Source organism: Chromobacterium haemolyticum DSM 19808 (assembly GCF_000711885.1).
In the GTDB taxonomy this organism is placed as follows: Bacteria; Pseudomonadota; Gammaproteobacteria; order Burkholderiales; family Chromobacteriaceae; genus Chromobacterium; species Chromobacterium haemolyticum.
In genome coordinates, this window is sequence record NZ_JONK01000038.1 from 16,353 (window position 1) to 33,326 (window position 16,974).

The 16,974-nt window shown below is 58.8% G+C and carries 13 protein-coding genes; 3 read left to right on the forward strand and 10 right to left on the reverse strand.

All coding sequences use genetic code 11. The features are described from left to right. The first annotated feature begins 41 nt into the window (after positions 1-41). Together BR71_RS17970 and BR71_RS17975 are read left to right on the forward strand one after the other, a co-directional pair. Positions 42-374: a hypothetical protein gene (locus BR71_RS17970; protein ID WP_156039035.1), complete on the forward strand. Its 333-nt coding sequence runs from the start codon at positions 42-44 to the stop codon at positions 372-374. Between the two features lie 168 nt (positions 375-542). Next, complete coding sequence (locus tag BR71_RS17975; RefSeq protein ID WP_043640798.1) at positions 543-1,049, forward strand: DUF1993 domain-containing protein; 507 nt, start codon at positions 543-545, stop codon at positions 1,047-1,049. A 166-nt stretch (positions 1,050-1,215) separates the two neighbouring features. On the opposite strand, the gene nadB is transcribed toward BR71_RS17975, so the two are convergent. Together nadB and BR71_RS17985 are read right to left on the reverse strand one after the other, a co-directional pair. After that, positions 1,216-2,808 carry an L-aspartate oxidase gene (gene nadB / locus BR71_RS17980; protein ID WP_043640801.1) on the reverse strand — a complete coding sequence of 531 codons (1,593 nt, stop codon included), beginning with the start codon at positions 2,806-2,808 and terminating at the stop codon, positions 1,216-1,218. Between the two features lie 297 nt (positions 2,809-3,105). Then, positions 3,106-3,318, reverse strand: coding sequence for a hypothetical protein (locus tag BR71_RS17985; RefSeq protein WP_043640804.1), 213 nt, complete (start codon positions 3,316-3,318; stop codon positions 3,106-3,108). Positions 3,319-3,767: 449 nt separating this feature from the next. Here BR71_RS17985 and BR71_RS17990 point away from each other — a divergent pair, with 449 nt between their 5' ends. Beyond that, positions 3,768-4,091 carry a hypothetical protein gene (locus BR71_RS17990; RefSeq protein WP_156039036.1) on the forward strand — a complete coding sequence of 108 codons (324 nt, stop codon included), beginning with the start codon at positions 3,768-3,770 and terminating at the stop codon, positions 4,089-4,091. Positions 4,092-4,733: 642 nt separating this feature from the next. On the opposite strand, the gene BR71_RS17995 is transcribed toward BR71_RS17990, so the two are convergent. The 8 genes from BR71_RS17995 to tssK all read right to left on the reverse strand — a co-directional run bounded on the left by BR71_RS17995 (position 4,734) and on the right by tssK (position 16,768). Beyond that, on the reverse strand, positions 4,734-5,360 hold the full coding sequence (locus BR71_RS17995; protein WP_043640806.1) for a hypothetical protein: 627 nt from the start codon (positions 5,358-5,360) through the stop codon (positions 4,734-4,736). A gap of 70 nt (positions 5,361-5,430) precedes the next feature. Further along, positions 5,431-5,802 (reverse strand): hypothetical protein, encoded by a 372-nt coding sequence (locus BR71_RS18000; RefSeq protein WP_043640810.1) that lies wholly within the window; start codon positions 5,800-5,802, stop codon positions 5,431-5,433. Positions 5,803-5,903: 101 nt separating this feature from the next. Continuing rightward, complete coding sequence (locus BR71_RS18005; protein ID WP_043640815.1) at positions 5,904-6,635, reverse strand: hypothetical protein; 732 nt, start codon at positions 6,633-6,635, stop codon at positions 5,904-5,906. After that, complete coding sequence (locus BR71_RS18010) at positions 6,632-11,155, reverse strand: RHS repeat-associated core domain-containing protein (protein WP_052370790.1); 4,524 nt, start codon at positions 11,153-11,155, stop codon at positions 6,632-6,634. The genes BR71_RS18005 and BR71_RS18010 overlap by 4 nt, the downstream gene beginning before the upstream one ends. Before the next feature lie 37 nt (positions 11,156-11,192). Next, complete coding sequence (locus BR71_RS18015; RefSeq protein WP_052370791.1) at positions 11,193-14,210, reverse strand: type VI secretion system Vgr family protein; 3,018 nt, start codon at positions 14,208-14,210, stop codon at positions 11,193-11,195. 19 nt (positions 14,211-14,229) lie between these two features. Next, positions 14,230-14,709: a type VI secretion system baseplate subunit TssE gene (gene tssE, locus BR71_RS18020; protein WP_019101088.1), complete on the reverse strand. Its 480-nt coding sequence runs from the start codon at positions 14,707-14,709 to the stop codon at positions 14,230-14,232. A 3-nt stretch (positions 14,710-14,712) separates the two neighbouring features. Continuing rightward, on the reverse strand, positions 14,713-15,414 hold the full coding sequence (icmH, locus tag BR71_RS18025; RefSeq protein ID WP_019101087.1) for a type IVB secretion system protein IcmH/DotU: 702 nt from the start codon (positions 15,412-15,414) through the stop codon (positions 14,713-14,715). A gap of 7 nt (positions 15,415-15,421) precedes the next feature. Continuing rightward, positions 15,422-16,768, reverse strand: a complete 1,347-nt coding sequence (gene tssK, locus BR71_RS18030) for a type VI secretion system baseplate subunit TssK (RefSeq protein WP_043640818.1) — start codon at positions 16,766-16,768, stop codon at positions 15,422-15,424. Between the last annotated feature and the right edge of the window lie 206 nt (positions 16,769-16,974).

Below are 16,974 nucleotides of genomic sequence, written 5' to 3' on the forward strand. Positions count from 1 at the left end.
CGCCAGCGCCGCGCATCCATTCACTCAGGCAGGAGAGGCTCATGAGAACCACAAGCGCGATGTGTCTATTGGCAGGCTTGCTTGCCGTCTTGACGATGGGGGCCGCCAATGCGGCGATCACTTTCAAGAAAGGCTGGAACGATCCCGACAACAGCGATGTGAAAACCTACACCCAGGCCGAGGCCACCGAATACCTGCGCAATAAAAGCGATTCGTTGAAGGAAATGATCGACAAGCCCGCCTGCCAGCTGAATGTGTCCAAAGGCTGCCATCAGAAGAGCGATCCGCATTTCACCCTGGACGGCATCGGCTCCAAGGCGTCTTGCAAAAATGTTTACGCCGGTTCGAAAAGCATCCACGTCTCCTGCCCGTGAAGCGTTGAGGGCGCGTGAAACCGCTGGGCTCGCCGGTTTCCGGCGGGCCGTGCCGAATGGGCCGTGGCCGGGCTGGCGTCTGTTTCCCGGCGGCGGATTGGCTTATGCTGTGGCGGCGCGCCGGCATGTCCGCCGCGTCCGCCTTTCCTCATCCGACAGGAGCCCGCCATGTCCGTTTCCATGTACCAAGCCTCTGTCCCGGCGCTGATCCGGGGCCTGAACAATCTGTCTGCCATTCTGGACAAGGCCGCCGCCGACGCCGCCGCGCGCAATATCGCGCCGGACGTACTGCTCAACGCCCGGCTGGCGCCGGACATGTTCGCGCTGACGCGCCAGGTGCAGATCGCCAGCGACAGCGCCAAAGGCTGCGCCGCGCGGCTGGCGGGCGTTGAGGTGCCGAGCTACGCCGACGACGAAGCCAGCTTTGCCGATTTGCAACAGCGCATTGCCAAGACCGTGGCGTTTTTGCAGGGTTTCAACGCCGCCCAGATCGACGGCAGCGAGGCGCGGGAAGTAGTGCTGAAAGTGCGCGGAGATGAAATCCGCTTCAGCGGACAAAACTATCTGCTGGGCTTTGTGCTGCCCAACTTCTACTTCCATCTTACCGCCGCCTACGCCATCCTGCGCCACAATGGTGTGCCGCTGGGCAAGATGGATTACTTGGGCGGCGTGTAAGAACCTGTTTACGATCTGCTGCGCGTCGTGAAACGTGACACGGTGAGTACGCCCTCAAAATGCTCATGTACCACGTGTACATTCCGCTTTTTCGCTCGTTGCCGCCTTGTCTCGCCTTAGCTCGCGAGATCGTAAACACGTTCTAAGTCCTGGGGGCCGCCGCCGCTCAGCCGCCGGCGGCCGGCGCCTCCGGCGTCAGGATAGTCTCCTGCGCCAGCTCCAGCTTTTCCGGATAGTCGCGGCTGTAATGCAGGCCGCGGCTCTCCTTGCGCAGCAGCGCGGAGCGCACGATCAATTCCGAAGTCTGCACCAGATTGCGCAGCTCGATCAGATCGTTGCTGACGTGGAAATGGCGGTAATACTCGTTGATCTCCTCGGACAGCAGGCGGATGCGGTTTTGCGCCCGCATCAGCCGCTTATTGGTGCGCACGATGCCCACATAGTCCCACATCGCCCGGCGCAGTTCGTCCCAGTTGTGGGATATCACCACCTCTTCGTCCGGGTCCGTCACCTGGCTGTCGTCCCAGTCCGGGATCTTGGGCAGCTTGATCTCCGGCGCGGCCAGGATGTCCTCCGCCGCCGCCTTGCCTATCACCAGACATTCCAGCAAGGAGTTGCTGGCCAGCCGGTTGGCTCCGTGCAAGCCGGTGCAGGCCACTTCGCCCACCGCGTACAACGCGTCCACATCGGTGTGGCCGGTCAGGTCCGTAATCAGGCCGCCGCAGGTGAAATGCACCGCTGGCACCACCGGGATGGGCTGTTGGGTGATGTCTATGCCCAGCTCCAGGCAATGGGCGTAGATATTGGGGAAATGCTCGCGGATGAAATGGGCCGGCTTGTAGGAAATGTCCAGGTAAACGCAGTCCAGGCCGTGCTTCTTCATTTCAAAGTCGATGGCGCGCGCCACCACGTCGCGCGGCGCCAGCTCGGCGCGCGGATCGTGCTCCGGCATGAAGCGGGTGCCGTCCGGCAGCTTCAGGACGCCGCCCTCGCCGCGCACGGCCTCGGTGATCAGGAAAGACTTGCTGTGCGGGTGATACAGGCAAGTGGGGTGGAATTGCATGAATTCCATATTTCCCACCCGGCAGCCGGCGCGCCAGCCCATGGCGATGCCGTCGCCGGTGGCGGTGTCCGGGTTGGTGGTGTACAGATAAACCTTGCCGGCGCCGCCGGAGGCCAGAATGGTGTGCTTGGCGGCAATGGTCACCACCTGGTCCGCCTGCTTGTCCAGCGCGTACACCCCGTAAGCCCGGTTGCTCGGCAGGCCCAGCTTGCGCGAGGTGATCAGATCGATGGCGATATGTTCTTCCAGCTCCGTGATATTGGGGTGAGCCTTGATCTTCTGCCCCAGCGTGCTGGTCACCGCCGCGCCGGTGGCGTCCGCGGCGTGGATGATGCGGCGGTGGCTGTGGCCGCCCTCGCGGGTCAGGTGATAGCCGGTGCGGTGGGTTTCATCCTTGGTGAAGGGCACGCCCAGCGCAATAAGCCAATCAATGGCTTCCTTGGAATGCTCGACGATGAAGCGCGCGGCCTCCTCGTTGCACAGTCCGGCGCCGGCAATCAGGGTATCGCGGATGTGTTCCTCCACCGAATCCTCGGTGTCCAGCACCGCGGCGATGCCGCCCTGGGCGTAAGTGGAACTGCCTTCCAGCAAATCGCGCTTGGTAATCAGGCCCACCTTGCGGCTTTCCGCCAGGTGCAAGGCCAAGGTCATCCCGGCCAGACCGCTGCCGATGATCAGAACATCAAACTTAAGCATGATGAAATCCTGCAGGACGCAGAGTCGAAATGGATAGGCAGCGTAGCAGACTTCATGCTGGTGTGACAGATAGGGGGCTGGCAAGCACTGCTCAAGTGGAGTGTGCTTGTGGGAGTTGATTACGTCGAAGCGGTCAGCACTTGTCGTGCAGGCTAGGTGCCTTTTCTAGCCCTGAAGATGGGGGCCTCGTTTGCCGCACAAGGAAGAATCTTCCATATCTAGCCCCATGTCTGGTAGGCCGTCTTTCCTTGTGGGCATGAGGTGATATTGCCAAAGATCGAGTATCAAAAGAACGACTTACTGATTCTCTATTATTCTGTTTTGGTTTTCTTCGGAGAGCCAGTTCCAAATAGTCTTGTAATAAGCTTCGTGAATTTCTGAGTAGTTATTCTCGCCAAATTCCTGGAAATTTTTCAGGGTGTAATTGTCCGGCTGATGAAATAATTCGTGAATTTTTTCAATTAAAGAAAATACTCTTAAGACTTCATCTTGATCAATTTGCTCTGTCATGTCTTTTGACTTCCATATGAGTGCGAGGGGCCGGGTTAGACGGAGGGGGCGTAGTGCACCGTTGTGGCTTTGTGCAGTAGGCCGGAGTCTGAACGGTTGGCCTCATGTTGCTTCCTACAGACACTTTGACGGCACGCATGGATTCGGCATCGGCCAAGGGGATGCCGCAGAAGGCGCCAGCGTCTTGCCTCCCAGCCCCAAGCACGTGATAATCCGGCCGTGCTGTGCATCAGCACCGGAATTAGCGTTCCGAGGCAAGAAGGCGGACAGCCGCACATGCGGCATCTCATGTCCGAACACACCATAGATACGTCTACTCTTGGGCGGGTCATGGTGGGAGCGTGCTTGCACGCGCCGGATCCTTCTTGCCGGTAACGCTAATCCTGCCATGTTCCCGCCGCCTCCGCTTAGCGTCGGAGGGCGGGCATAATGCTCAAGAAGGAGTCGCCATGACTAGCGCCACTCAAGTTTCCCACATCTCGTCACTATCAACCTTGCTGTTCCAACTGAAAAGCTTGCGTCAGCAAAATCCCTCGTTGAACCCGATTGACCCATTGTTGCAGCAGCTCGACGAATACGGCGAGCACTTCCATCACAGCGCTCAACTGATCTGCCTGGAACTCGGCCAGGTCAGCAGCGCTTTGAGCGCGTTGGCGGCCATGCTGGACCAATCCAACCTAGACACGCTGGAGTGCGAGCAGATGTATTGCCTGCTGGAACCCTTCGCCCGCCGTTTGCAGCAGACCACGGTGCAAATGCAGGAACTGGCTTAACTCTCCTAAACGACCAAAGCCCCGGGCGGGGCTTTGGGCTGGCTGCGGCTTGGGTTCGATTCGGTGTTGTTGCATTAGTCGGCAACAGTGCTAGTTTGCTTTTTGCGCTAGCGGATTGATATCGCCGCTAGGATTCTCTGTGCTTGATTCCAGGACTTGCAGTCCATTTCTTCCAGCTTCCCTATAAATTTCTACGCATTTGTAGCACATTGGCTTTAATGTTTCCAATATATTGTTTAATGCATTTTCGTCTTCTATTTTGACTTGAAGGGAGTGAAAGGTCATTCCGTATATGGTTTCCCCCTCGATGACCACGAGGGGGAATTCGATTTCTTCAAAAACAATGCCTGAGTATAGTGTTTTTTCGAGTGTATTTTTTTATGGCGTTGGCTGCTCTATTGCTGACGCTTTCAGTGCCTGACCAGCCGTGTTGTGCACAGTTCAGAAGCGGTATGTTTTATTCATTTTAAACTTTAGGCTTTTTGTGGTTGTGACTTATGCCTAGTCTTTGGAGAGGAGCTTTTGCCTTCTTTATTGGAGGGCCGCTTGACATGTTTTCTATCTTGTAGCCACGGTTATTGTTGGAGGGCTGTGTTTTAGGTGTGGCTGTTGAGCTTATGGATTGGATGAGCGTTGTTAAAATTAGTACTTGATGAGCTTTGAGTTGTTGTCAATTGCCGTGATTTTGAATTTTCCATCGGCAAGGATTTTTAATTCTTGAAAAAAGAAGTCAAGATCATTGGCGAATACATCAAAAGCGCCATAGCCATATTCCCCTGATGTTTTTGCTATGCAAATGTAGTGGCACGAATTTGTAAGTAGCTCGTAGGTGTCGCTATCAATGCTTAGTATTGGATCGTCTAAAAAAAGGGTAAGACCTGGTTTTGTCGGAGGAGAGATTGTGCGGTGACGAGATAACATTTCGTATTTTTTTAAATCGTTTTTGTGTTTTTGGTGTTCATCATATAGTTTTTCAAATTTCCCACCGTTATCTTTGAATAGAAATTGGGGTGCATAGGCAATTGGTGTGTCCTGTGGAGGACAAAGCTCATTTTGTATGTTTAAGAAATAGCAATTTGCAATCATGGATTTGATGAAGGCATGGCCTTCTTCACTCTGATTAAATCCAATATTACCGTTTTTATTTTTAGCCATGACCAAGGAGAACTCAGCCGTCTCTGGTGCGCAGATGTTATCAATTCTAGTGCTGGAAAATTTTTTGAATTGATGGAATTGAACTTTGTGATAAAGGATCGTATTTTCTGTCATCTTTAATCCTAGGGTAGTACGATTTGCTCGTTGCGTAGCTAGGGACGATAGAGAAGTAATGCACAGCACTCTAGCAATTTAGCATGGTCAATCTCACCAGTTTTTGCGATGACGTCGCCCTGGCGGGGGGCGTGGCTTGGGTTTTAAATCGAAAACTCACGTCATTGCCCATGATCTGCAAGCCTGTTATTTCCACTCTATCCAGTTTTTGTAGTGTGCCGGTTAAGTAAAAACTGTGCTCTTGTATTTCACTTTTCAATCGGTTGATGTCGGCAAAAAGTTGATTGTTTGCTGCGTGCTCAAATGCGTTGAATAGGTTTTTGTACAATGAGAAATGCGGGCTTGGTGTGAGGGCTCCCAGTATGAACCTCCCATCGAGGGATGTCGTGATAATGCTGCCGATTAAATTCCCGCTTTGGTCATGCAAATTAAAGCTTGTCATTGCAGGTGTCTTGTTGAATTGATTTGAGTTCTAAAGATAAATGCCTGTTTCTACTTGTTAAGGTCGGGCTGAGGTGTGAAAATCCATTGTGTTAAATTAAGCTATATGAATGTGATTATTTTTTTATATTCTTCAAAGGCCTTTGAGTTGATGTCTTTGAGTTCTTGTTCGCCTTCGACGGCTAAAAAGGTTTTTAATGCACTGAACTCATTTTCGCTTAAGTGTTCTTTCCATTGGATCAAAAAATCCAACTGGGTATCATTGTTTGTTAAGTAATTGAAGGCGCTGCAGAGCGAGTCGGGTACCTCAGATGTTATCTTTTTTAAATAACTGTCCCATGGTGTTTCTGAGGCGTTCCATATGTCTTTAATGGTACTCCAGTCTAACTGTGGAGGTGTTGTAGTTGTTAGTCCTAACGATTCTACTTTTTCTATCGTGTTAAAAAGGGAGTCGCTGATTGCTTGTGTTAGGTTCGTGGTGTTTAGCCAATAGATGTGGGCGCAAATGCTGATTAGAGTGTTCTCAGCGGTTCTTCTGTATTCGTTTTCATTGTCAATAATGTTTTTTAAAATATATACTTTTGATATCGCTGCTTTGTCGTTGATGTTGTTTTCTAATTCAGATGTGAATTTATTTTCAATAAAATCAATTTGTTTTTTTGAAAAATCGACATCGTCGAAATAGTCTTCGCCACCCTCCATGATGAGTGGGGTTATGTTTCGTGCTATTTTCTGTATTGCCTCAGCTGTGTGCGTGCTTTGGCTGTTAAATATGTGTTGATTGAAGCAGTCTGAGCTTATGAGGAAAATAAGTTCATATATACTATATGTCATTTTGTGCCTGCGGGTTTGGTTGGGATGTCTGATTTAGCTATTGTGCGAATGCTATTGGGGATGGTGTAGTGTTGGTTGCACCCGCCCTCGTCAAAGTCCCGAATATCAGATTGTAGTCCATCTCTCAATTGTTTGGCTGCCCGTATATGCCCTTCGTAGGAACCTTTACCTTTTAGGTTGCCATAATTTCGAGCATCCGACATGCCAGGAGCAAAGTCATACAACTTGTAAGTATCTTCGTTTAGATGGTCAATTCGCTCTTTCAGGCCTCTAGAGCCATCTTTCTTTTTCTCCGCAAGAGCTTTCTTATATACGTTAGCAAGAAGTGCTTTACATTTTGCTTTGTCAAGACAGCTTTTTAATCCAAGTGGGTCCACCCACTCAATTGGGTTCGGTGCATAACTGTGGATATTAATCCCACCCATCAAGCCAATCGGATCCCGCGAAATAAAGCGCCCGATCTCCGGATCATAGTAACGGTGGCGGTTATAGTGCAGCCCGGATTCCTCATCCTGGTACTGGCCCTGGAAGCGGAAGGGATTGCGGATGCTGGTCTTGCTGGCGGCGTCGGCGATGATTTCCCGCGCTTGCCCCCAGGCCTGGTAGTCCATTTCCAGCGCCAGCGCGCCTTGTTCGTCGGTCAGCGCCTGAGGGGTGCCCAGGTGGTCGGTGTGGTAGTAGTACACCGCCGTCGGTTCGCTGGGTTCCGGCGCCGGCTTGCGTAGCGGGTCCAGGTCTGAGTCATAGGGGCGGTGCTGGCTCCAGCGCGGCACTTTGACACCGCGCACGGCTTCGGTGTGGACTTGGGCCAGCGGCACGAAGCTGTCAGGTTCAAACAGATAGTGCACCGCTTGTTCGTCGCGGGTTTCAAAGGCCAGCACGTCGCCGTCCCAGCCATAAAGCGTGGTCTGGCCGGCCTGGGTTTTGGCGATGCGGCGGCCCAGCGGATCGTAGTGGTAGTCGGTGCGTTGGCCGTCCGGCGCGGTCAGGCGGGACAGGCGATTGTGGCTGTCCCATTCCAGCTTGGTGAGCGCGCCGTTGACGCGTTTTTCCACCAGGTTGCCGCGGCTGTCGTAGCGGTAGTGGCGGCCAGCGTACTGGCTGAGCAGGTTGCCCAGCAGGCTGTTGTCCTGGTGGCCATCGGCGGCCGGGGTGTTGTCCAGCAGGTTGCCGGCCGGGTCGAAACGGAAGCTTTCCACGCCCTTGGGAGTAGCGGCTTCCAGTAGGCGGCCCACCGGGTCGTAGCGGTAGTTGAGCTGGCCGGCGCGGCTGTCGGCGATGCCGGTGAGCTGGCCGGCGGCGTCGTACTGGTATTGGCAGTTCCACTGGGTGCTGCCCATCAGCCGCTGGCTGGCCAGGCGGCCGGCCTTGTCGTAGGCCAGGGTCTGTTGCAAGGCATTGCCCAGCACGCGCTGGGTTTCGCGGTGCAGCTTGTCGCGCTCCAGGTTGATGATGTCGCGCTGGCCGAACAGCAGGCCGTGCACGTGGCCGCTGCCGTAGCTGAGGATGTCCACGCGGCGGCCGTCCGGACGCAGGGTGGCAATGCGGTTGCCCAGCGGGTCGTGTTCATGTTGCCAGCGGTAGGTTTCCTTGACGCCGGCCACGCTATAGCCGTGGTGTTCTTCTATTACATTGCCCACCGGATCGTAGATCCAGCGCAGGCTGGCGTAGCGGTTCTTGGCCTGGTATAGCCTGCCGGCGGGATCGTAGCCGAAGCTTTCCAGGCTGCCGGGCGCGCTGCGCTCGATCAGGCGGCCGGCGCGGTCGTAGCGATAAAGGGTGGCGACATCGCCTTCCTGTTGTTTTTCCAGCTGGCCGGCAGAGTTGTAGTGGTAGCGGGTGACGCTGCCGTCAAACCCGGTTTCCGAAATCAGCTGGCCGCCGGCATCGTATTCAAACAAATACTGACGGTGGTTTTCATTGCGCAGCGCGGTCAGCCGGCCCAGCTTGTCGTATTTGTAGGCCAGGCTGTGGCCGTTGGCGTCGGTGCGGGTTTGCAGCCTGCCGGCTTTGTCGTAGTCGTAATGGGTGGCGCGGCCCAGCGGGTCGGTGAGTTTGAGCAGGCGCGCCTCGGCGTCGTGTTCCAGCTGGGTGGCTTGGCCGTCTGGCTGGACGATGGCTTGCAGGGTGCCGTTGGCCGCGTATTGGTAGCGGGTGGCGTTGCCCATCGCGTCTACGATCAACTGCGCGCGGCCGCGTTCGTCGTACTGCCATTGGGTGGCGCTGCCGGAGCAGTCTGTATAGCTCTGCAGCAGGCCGTCCGGACGGTAGGCAATTTGCTTCTTGCCGCCCTTGGCATCGGTGATGGCCACCGGCAGGCCCTGTTCGTTGTAGGCGTACTTGGTCTTGTGGCCCAGCGGGTCGGTTTCCTCGATCAGCTGGCCCTTGTCGTTGTAGGCGCGCAGCCATTTTTCGCCGAGCGGATCGGTGATCTCCACGAGATTGTCCTGGGCGTCGTAGGCGAAGGCCACTTCACTGCCGTCGCGGCGCTCGTGCAGCACCATATTGCCCTTGTCATCGTACTCGTAGCTGTCTTGCGAACCGTCCGGGTGGATGTGGCTGACCAGCCGTTTTTTGGCGTCGTAGTTGAGCCACTCTTCCTTGTGGTCCGGGAAAATGGTGCGGTAGGGATAACCGGCTTCGTCGAAGTAGTATTCGGTGGTGCGGCCGTAGGCGTCGGTGACGTAGGTGAGGTCGATGTTGTCGTCCCAGGCCAGGTGGATGTCCAGGCTGCCGTCGTCGGCGTATTCGCGCACGGCGCGGGCGTCGGGGCCGTCGCTCTCCCATTCCAGGGTGATGCCGCGGTTGGTGCGGTCGGTGTAGCGGGTGATCAGGTGGCGGTGGTATTGATAGTTCCAGCTTTGGCCGTTCTCGTCGCTAGCGGCCAGCAGGTCGCCTGCGTTGCCGGCCAGCGCCGTGATATCGCTGTACTGGTATTGCGCCAGCGTGCGCAACGGAAGGCCTGTTTCCGGATCTTGCAGGCTGATGCGGCTGACGCGGCCATGGCGGTCATGTGCCAAATCCACCACATAGCCGGCGCTGCTGACCAACTGGCTGAGCCGGCCGTCGCGAAAGTTCATCGCGATGCTGTTGCCTGCGCGGTCCTTGATCAGCGCCAGAAGGTATTGTTGACCGTGCCGTTCGTAGAGCTGCACCAAATCGTGGCCGAAGCTGAGCGAGAGCAGGGTGTCGGACAGGGTGGTCAAGGTGTGGCCTTCCAGTTCGTCCTGCAGCGATTCGCCCACCGGCGGCAGCGTGTATTCCAGCTCGCGGCCCACATCATCGTAGTATTTGAGCGCGTCGCCGTCGCGTTCAAAGCGCATGCAGTAAGGCATAGCCCAACGCGCGCCCAGCGGACCGGCGGCGTCATTGGCGGCAAAGTCTGATCGGTAAACACGGTCCCATTGTATTGGCAGCACTCCGGGCAGGCTGAAATCGTTGTGGATCAACGTTTCCACGCCGTTGAGGTAGTTGATGGAATGCTGGGAGCTGAAATTGCATTTACCTCCCTTTCCCCCTCCCTTGAAGCGGCCCATTACCTCCTTGGGCATTTGCTGCACCTTTTTGCTCACCTTGCTAAGGCCCTGCTTGACCGCGGTGCTCTTGGAGGCGATGTGGTCGATGAAGGCCTTGCGCAGTTTGGCCAGCATCGGTTTCAGCTTCTCCGCCAGCATTTTTTCCAGCTTGGCCTTGAGTTCGCCGGCCCATTTTGCCAGTGACAGGCCAATGGAGCGCATTTGCGCGCGCAGGGCAGGGGATTTGCCGGTGAGTTTGTCCACTGCATGGGCGGCTGTGACGGCCATGCCGGCCACCGCCTGTTTCTTGGCGCCATCGGCGGCTTTGTTCAGCGCGTCCATATGGGCGGCTATGGTGCCCCAGAAGCCGGAGTTGGTTTTTTCCAGGTTGTAGGCGACGGGCTTGGCCGAGGTGTGCTTGGCGGCGAACTGGCCGAACTTGCCGTCGCCGACGCTGATCAGCAGGTCCGCCAGTTCTTTCAGGTATTTGGCGCCTTCCGCGCTGCATTTCTGCAGATTGCTGTCGATATGTGTTTCCACATAGTCCACCCACTTGGCCGGAGTGTTGCGGAAACGGTCCGGCAGCAGGGTGATCAATTGCCCCACTAGCGCGCCTTCAATCGCATCTTTGGCAATGTCCTTGCCGGCGCGGCGCAGGCTGGTGGCGCACAGCTTCAGCGTGGGCCGGGTACTGAGCTTGAACATGCTGCCGGCGGCCGGCACCACGCCTATCAGGTCCACGCCCAGGAACATCCAGTCAAAGATGTCCACTTCCTGGCGCTTGCGGCTTTTCTCGCTCATGTCCATGACGTCCACCACGACGTCGCCGACCGAGATCAGGTTGCCCACCACCGGAATGGCGGTGCCCAAGGTCTTCAGCGATTCAACCGTCAGGTAACCGCCGCTGATGTCTTGCAGCCATTTATCAAAAGACTGGCCGGTTTGGGCCAGCGCTTTGGCCGCGTTGGCCGGGGTTGCATCGAGAACAGCGACAGGTGCGGTCATGACAATTCAACTTTGAAAATATCGATAATGGGGCTGATTAAACTTTGAGCATACCGGGTAGGCCGGGCAGCTTGGGCAGCATGCCGCCGGCGCGTTCGGCTAGCGCGGGGATGGCGCTTTGCGGATTGCGCGCCAAGGCCAGCGCCTGCTGCGCCTGCGCGGCCATGGCTTGCGCCTGGCCCAAGGTGTTTTGCAGTTGCGGGCTGACTTTACCTAGCGTGCTGCCCAGTTGCTGCATCGCCTGCTGTTTGACGGCCTCGCCGGTCTGCTGCAGCGCCACTTCCGGCTGAGGCACAAAGGGGAAGATGTCAGCCTTGTCTTTGTGCGGACGGCCCAGGAATTGCACTTGCGCCGGCCCGGTGGGCAGGCCGTTGACCATGGCCTTGCCGGCCTCGTCCAGCACGCCGTGGTGTTTGACGCCCAGCGCGTCGGTGACCACGAATTTGCCCTGGTCCATGGAGTAGCCATTGGCGAACTCATGGATCACTTGCAGATTGCCCATGCCCGGCTTGTTGAAGGTGGGCGTGGAGGTGCTGAGGCTGGCCGGCCCGCTGAGCGCGTGGCTGGCACCCTTGACGCTGACTTCGCCCGGGCAGTGCACTTCGATATTGCCGCCCTTGAGCCGGATATAGCCGCCGCCGCTGGTGAGCAGGATTTCCTGGCCGGCGGCGATTTCCACCTTGCCCTTGCAGGCGGTGACGGTCACATCCTTGTCCGCAGTCACCTCAATGCTGTCGCTCTGCGCTTGAACCTGCACCTTGCCCTTGGCGGCGATCAGCTTCAGCGCCACCTTGTCCTTCACCCCGGCCACGAACAGGCTGATGTGCTGGCCCACATTGTGAATCCAGCGCCGGCCGCTGGTCTGGTTGGTATCGCGCTGCGCTACCAGGTCCAGGTTGGTCCCCGCCGCCACGGTCTGGCTTTGCTGGCTCAGGCTGGCGATGCCGGCGGGGGCGGAGAGCACGATCAGCGGCTGCTGGCCGGCCTGGTCTTTTGCGGTCTTGCCGTCTTTGTCGGTGTTGGAGCCGGCTTCCCAGGCTTTCAAGGCGGCAGCCTGGTGCTGCAGGTGGCCTTCGGTTTTCTTGGCGGCCTTGGCGTTGTCCGCGCCGATTTCTTCCGGCCCGGTTTCCATGGTGTCGGCCTGCTGGCCAGTGGCGGTGTCGCCCAGGCTTTGGCTCAGGGCCAGGGCCGCGTCCAGCTGGCTTTGCGCCTGTTCGCGCGCCAGCTGTTTGCCGGAAGCGCCGTTCTGCGCTTCGGTGCTCAGCAGCAGGCCGTGGCCGGCGCGGATGGCGCCGTGCTGGTCGGTTCTGAGTTCAAAGCCGTCGCCGCGCGGCTCGGCCTTGCCGTTGCTGCGGGGGTGGGTGAGGAAGCCTTGGTTGAGCTGGGTCTTGCCCGGTTCACTCGATAGCTTGGTTCTGACTTCACCGGGGGTGTCGTCGAACAGCAGTTCGTTGTACTGGCCGCCCTGGTGTTCCTTGGACTTGATGCCGGACAGGGTTTTATTCGCCGGCAAGGCGCCGGCGCCGCTGAAGTCCGGGGTGGGGTGGCTGCCGTTGTAGAGCACGCCGGTGATCACCGGGCGGTCGATGTCGCCTTCAATGAAATCGACCAGCACTTCCTGGCCGATGCGCGGGATGAATTGGTGGCCCCAGCCGGCGCCGGCGCTGGGCATGACCACGCGCAGCCAGCAGGAGGATTTGTCGTCCAGGTTGGCGCCGATGCTCGGATGTTCGTCCGGCCGCTGCCAGTGGAATTGCACTTTGATGCGGCCGTGCTGGTCGGTGTGCACCTCCTCGCCCTGCGGCCCCACCACGGTGGCGGTCTGCACGCCGCGGGATTTGGGCTTGGCCAGTTCGGTGTGGGCGTAGGCCGGGGTCAGCGGCACGCCGCGGCGCTGGGCGTCGAACTCGGCGCGAAAGGGTTGGGCGTCTTTCTCTCCCGCCAGCGCTTTGAGGTCCGCCGGCAGGTTGTTGCGCGCGCTCAGGGTTTGGCGGGTGACGACGAATTCGCGCTGTTCGCTGCTGTCGCCGTCGTGGGCCGGGTGGTCGTCCAGGCGAAACCATTGGCCGGCGGCCAGACCGCGCACCCAGCCGCCGCCGCTGAATTGCTTGGCCTTGAGGTCATGCGCTTGTTGGCGCAGTTGGGCGTAGTGGCTGAGCTGGTCGGCGTCGCCGGCGTAGTACAGCGATTGCGGGTCGTAGTCGTGCAAGGAAGACTGCAGCGCCTTGCCGTTCTGGCCCTGATCAATACGGCTGTCGTCGCCGCTGTGCTGAGTTTGCACCGGCTGGTAGTCGAAGCTGGCCAGCGCCACCGCGCCGGGGACGATCTGGCGCTGCGCGTTCCACTCGGTCAGGCCGTCTTCGGCCTCGGTGGCGTCGCTGCGGTGGAAACGCACCCGTTCCACACTGGCCGGCGGCAGGCTGTAGGGGTCGTCGAAGGCGACCAGTTGCACCTGGGGGGTGTCACCGTCGAGGTGATCGAAACGCCAGGCATAGCCCTCTTCATGCAGCAGCCGCACGATGAAGTCGTAATCGGATTCGCGGTATTGCAGGCAGTAGCTGCGCGGGGACGCCGCGCCGGTCTTGAATTCCAGCGTCTGCACCCGGGCGAACACCGGGTTGGCCTGCTGATGCTCGGCCAGGATCTGTTTGACGATGTCCGGCACCGACAGGTCCTGGAACACCCGCGAGCTGACGCGATGACGCAGCAGCGCGAACGGCGGCTCAATGGTCAGCTGATAACGGCTGAAACCGCCGTCCGAGCCCAGGCTCTCCACTTTGGACACCACGCCGCAGCGCAAGCACTCCGCGCCGGCGGCGTCGAGGATGCCGATGCGGGCCGGCAGGCCGAGCAGGGTCTTGAGTTCGATGGCCCCGTCCGGCGACAAACACACCAGCTGGTAGGCGTAAGGCCGGGACACGCCTTCCTCGCCGGCCAGGCTCAGGGGCAGCAGTTGCTCGGCCGCCACGCTGCCGTCGCCCAGGCTGAGGGTGAGCAGGCGTTGGTCTTGGTTGAAGGCGGAGGCGAAGCTGGCGAGCAGGGTGCTGAGGTCCATGGGGCGCTGTCAGGCTGGGTTAGCCTTGTACCTTGTATACGTTGGAGGAGAGTTGCAGGGTGGCGTCGAAGGTGACCGGCGGCCGGTGCGGATGTACTTTCAGCACCGCGTCGACGCGGAAGCGCAGGTGGCGCTCCATCTCGCGCGGCGCGTCGAGGTTCACCCGCACGCGGGACAGGCGCGGTTCGTGCATTTCGATGGCGCGGCGCAGTTGTTCGCGCAGCAGTTCCCGGTCGTGGGGATTGAGCAGGCTGATGCCGGACAGGTCCGGGATGCCGAAGCTCAGCATGCTGTCGTGCGCTTGCGGATACATGTCGAACAGTTCTTGCAAGGGCGCGAGCCGGGTGTTCAGCAGTGCTTCCAGATCCCGCGCCAGCGAGCGCTTGACCTGCGGCAGTTCGTACAACATGGTTTCCGCGCCGTGGCTGTTGTCCGGCTGGTCGTCCAGCAGCCGGTCCAGCACCGACGGCAAGATCTGGGCGTGGCGGCTGCTGTGCATGGCTTACAGGCCGAAAATGGATTGGAGCTGGTTGGACAGCAGCCAGCGGTAGGCGACGAAGATGCCGGCGCCCACAACGGCCAGCAGGGCGAAGTACAGCCACAGCGGCAGTTCATGGCGGACAAAGGCCTGGAAGCGCTGCGGCAGCTGCCAGTTGGGCGCGAACTCGGCCTTGCCGCCGCGCACTTGCTGGATTTCCTGGCCCAGCTTGTGGGTCAGGTAGCCCAGTTTTTCCTGGCCTTCCAGCAGGTATTTGCCTTGGAAGCCCAGCAGCAGGCAGGTGTAGAACACTTCCAGCGGTTCGATATGAGCGGCCGGGTCCAGGCGCAGCTGTTCCAGGCGGTTGAAGAAGCCCTCTCCGGCCAGATGCTCGCCAAACAGCCGCAGCTGCAGCGGCATGCGCTCCCATTCGTCACGGATGTCGAACTCGGAAGACAGGATGATCTCGTCCATCAAGGCGCAAAACGCGTACTTGGAGTGGTTGATGGCGTTCTGGTCCTTGCCGAAGTTGCGGGCGTTGCGCTCGTATTGGTTCAGAAACTGGTCGACGCGGCGGTTGAACTCCACCGCGCTGCTTGGGGCGTTGCCGTCCCGGAGCAGGAATAGCAGGTAGATGCCGTCTTCCAGCATTTCGCGCAGGGTGGGGGCCGAGGCGGAGGCTACGGTCAGCGGGCGTTCTTGGAGAGTTGCGGCGGTTTGGTTCATGGCGGCCTCAGCGGAATACGGCGATCAGTTCAAGCGTCAGGTTGGAGAGGGTCTGCGGCATATAGATGCAGATGCTGCGCGATTGCAGCATGCGGCTGAAGATCTCGCCGTGCGGCTCCAACGCGAAATAGTGGTTGCCCACCCGCACCGGGATGGCGGACGGGGTTTGCGCCGCATGGCTGAGCGCCACGCCGCGCATCGCGGAGTTGAGGATTTTTTCCACGTCGTCCGGCGCGCCGATTTTCATCTTCAGCGGGACGCTGTCGATGATCTGGCTGGCTGGCAGCTCGCTCTGCACCGACAGGTAGTAATCGACGTTCTCCAGCAGGCGGTCGCTTTCCAAGCGGCCAATGTAGAAGGACGGCTTGGGCGAATGCAGCGGGATGATGGCGTAGCGCGAGGAGATCACGGTTTCCAGCAGCTCGCGGATCTGCGTGTCCAGCGCCGCCAGCACGGCGTGCAGGTCGTCGTGGCGGTAGGCCGGGATGTCGGACAGGGTGTAATGGGTGGAGAAGGTTTGCAGCTCGCCGCAGAATTCGGCCAGCGCCAGGTACAGCTCTTCCGGGTGCAGGGGGCTGGACAGCGACAGGTGGCGCAGCTTGGCGAAATTGCGGTTGACGGTGTGCAGCAGCCAGAAAGAGCTGATGTCGCTGGAGCTGTACTCCATCACGTTCTTGGCGCGTTCACGCTGTCCGCCGGACAGCGCCTGGTTCTTGACCAGCAAGATGTCCAGCAGGCGGCGCAGCATGTGACTGACCTCGCGCGAGCCTTCCACCGTGACCAGCGGGGGAATGAAGCCGCCGCCCAGGCTCCATTGGCCAGTGGCGTCTTTCTCCAGGCGGCACAGCGGAATGGCGTCGTAGCCGTCGCGGTTCTCTTCCTCGATCATCAGCCGCACGTCCAACTCCAGCGTGGACAGGTCGGCGTCCAGAGCCTGGGTGTACAGGTCGGCCACTTCCGCGCTGGCGCTTTGAAAGCGGGTGGGACGGGACATGACTTCGCCGTTGCGGGTATTGCCGCCGTAAGGCTGCATATGGGCGAGACAGGCGTAAAGCGTGGTCTTGATGCCGGCTTGCGGCAAGGTGTTCAGGTCGCGGGACAGCGGCAGCGGCGCACTGGCCGGCGCTTGGTACAGCGTGCCGTCGCGGAACAGGATGGACAGCGCGTCGATGCGGACCGCGCCGCCCTTGAGCGCCTGTTCGTCCAAGGCAATATGCTGCAGGCCCCAAGCGTGGCGCTGGCTCAGTTGCTGCCGCGAGGCGACATGCTGCTCCAGCATGAGGGTTTGCTGTTGAAAGTGCTGCGGGCGCAGAAACATGCCTTCGCCCCAGAGCACTCGTTTGGCTTGTTGCATTACTGATACACCTTGTCTGGAAATCTACTGAAATCTCAATTGCGCCTGAAAATTCATTGGCTTGTCAGTCGGGCCAGGCCGCGGTGGGCGAAGGCCCGAACGGGCTTTGAGCCATGTCATGACCAAGGCGGTCCGTACCCGGTAATAACACCCTGTTCAAACTGTGTACACGATCGCTAAAATGCGCGACATTTTGCAGCAAGAGC

What these genes read in the sequence shown, in the direction of transcription:
- BR71_RS17970 (WP_156039035.1), top strand. Translation starts at nt 42, where the DNA reads ATGAGAACCACAAGCGCGATGTGTCTATTGGCAGGCTTGCTTGCCGTC.
- BR71_RS17975 (WP_043640798.1), top strand. Translation starts at nt 543, where the DNA reads ATGTCCGTTTCCATGTACCAAGCCTCTGTCCCGGCGCTGATCCGGGGC.
- nadB (WP_043640801.1), bottom strand. Translation starts at nt 2,808, where the DNA reads ATGCTTAAGTTTGATGTTCTGATCATCGGCAGCGGTCTGGCCGGGATG.
- BR71_RS17985 (WP_043640804.1), bottom strand. Translation starts at nt 3,318, where the DNA reads ATGACAGAGCAAATTGATCAAGATGAAGTCTTAAGAGTATTTTCTTTA.
- BR71_RS17990 (WP_156039036.1), top strand. Translation starts at nt 3,768, where the DNA reads ATGACTAGCGCCACTCAAGTTTCCCACATCTCGTCACTATCAACCTTG.
- BR71_RS17995 (WP_043640806.1), bottom strand. Translation starts at nt 5,360, where the DNA reads ATGACAGAAAATACGATCCTTTATCACAAAGTTCAATTCCATCAATTC.
- BR71_RS18000 (WP_043640810.1), bottom strand. Translation starts at nt 5,802, where the DNA reads ATGACAAGCTTTAATTTGCATGACCAAAGCGGGAATTTAATCGGCAGC.
- BR71_RS18005 (WP_043640815.1), bottom strand. Translation starts at nt 6,635, where the DNA reads ATGACATATAGTATATATGAACTTATTTTCCTCATAAGCTCAGACTGC.
- BR71_RS18010 (WP_052370790.1), bottom strand. Translation starts at nt 11,155, where the DNA reads ATGACCGCACCTGTCGCTGTTCTCGATGCAACCCCGGCCAACGCGGCC.
- BR71_RS18015 (WP_052370791.1), bottom strand. Translation starts at nt 14,210, where the DNA reads ATGGACCTCAGCACCCTGCTCGCCAGCTTCGCCTCCGCCTTCAACCAA.
- tssE (WP_019101088.1), bottom strand. Translation starts at nt 14,709, where the DNA reads ATGCACAGCAGCCGCCACGCCCAGATCTTGCCGTCGGTGCTGGACCGG.
- icmH (WP_019101087.1), bottom strand. Translation starts at nt 15,414, where the DNA reads ATGAACCAAACCGCCGCAACTCTCCAAGAACGCCCGCTGACCGTAGCC.
- tssK (WP_043640818.1), bottom strand. Translation starts at nt 16,768, where the DNA reads ATGCAACAAGCCAAACGAGTGCTCTGGGGCGAAGGCATGTTTCTGCGC.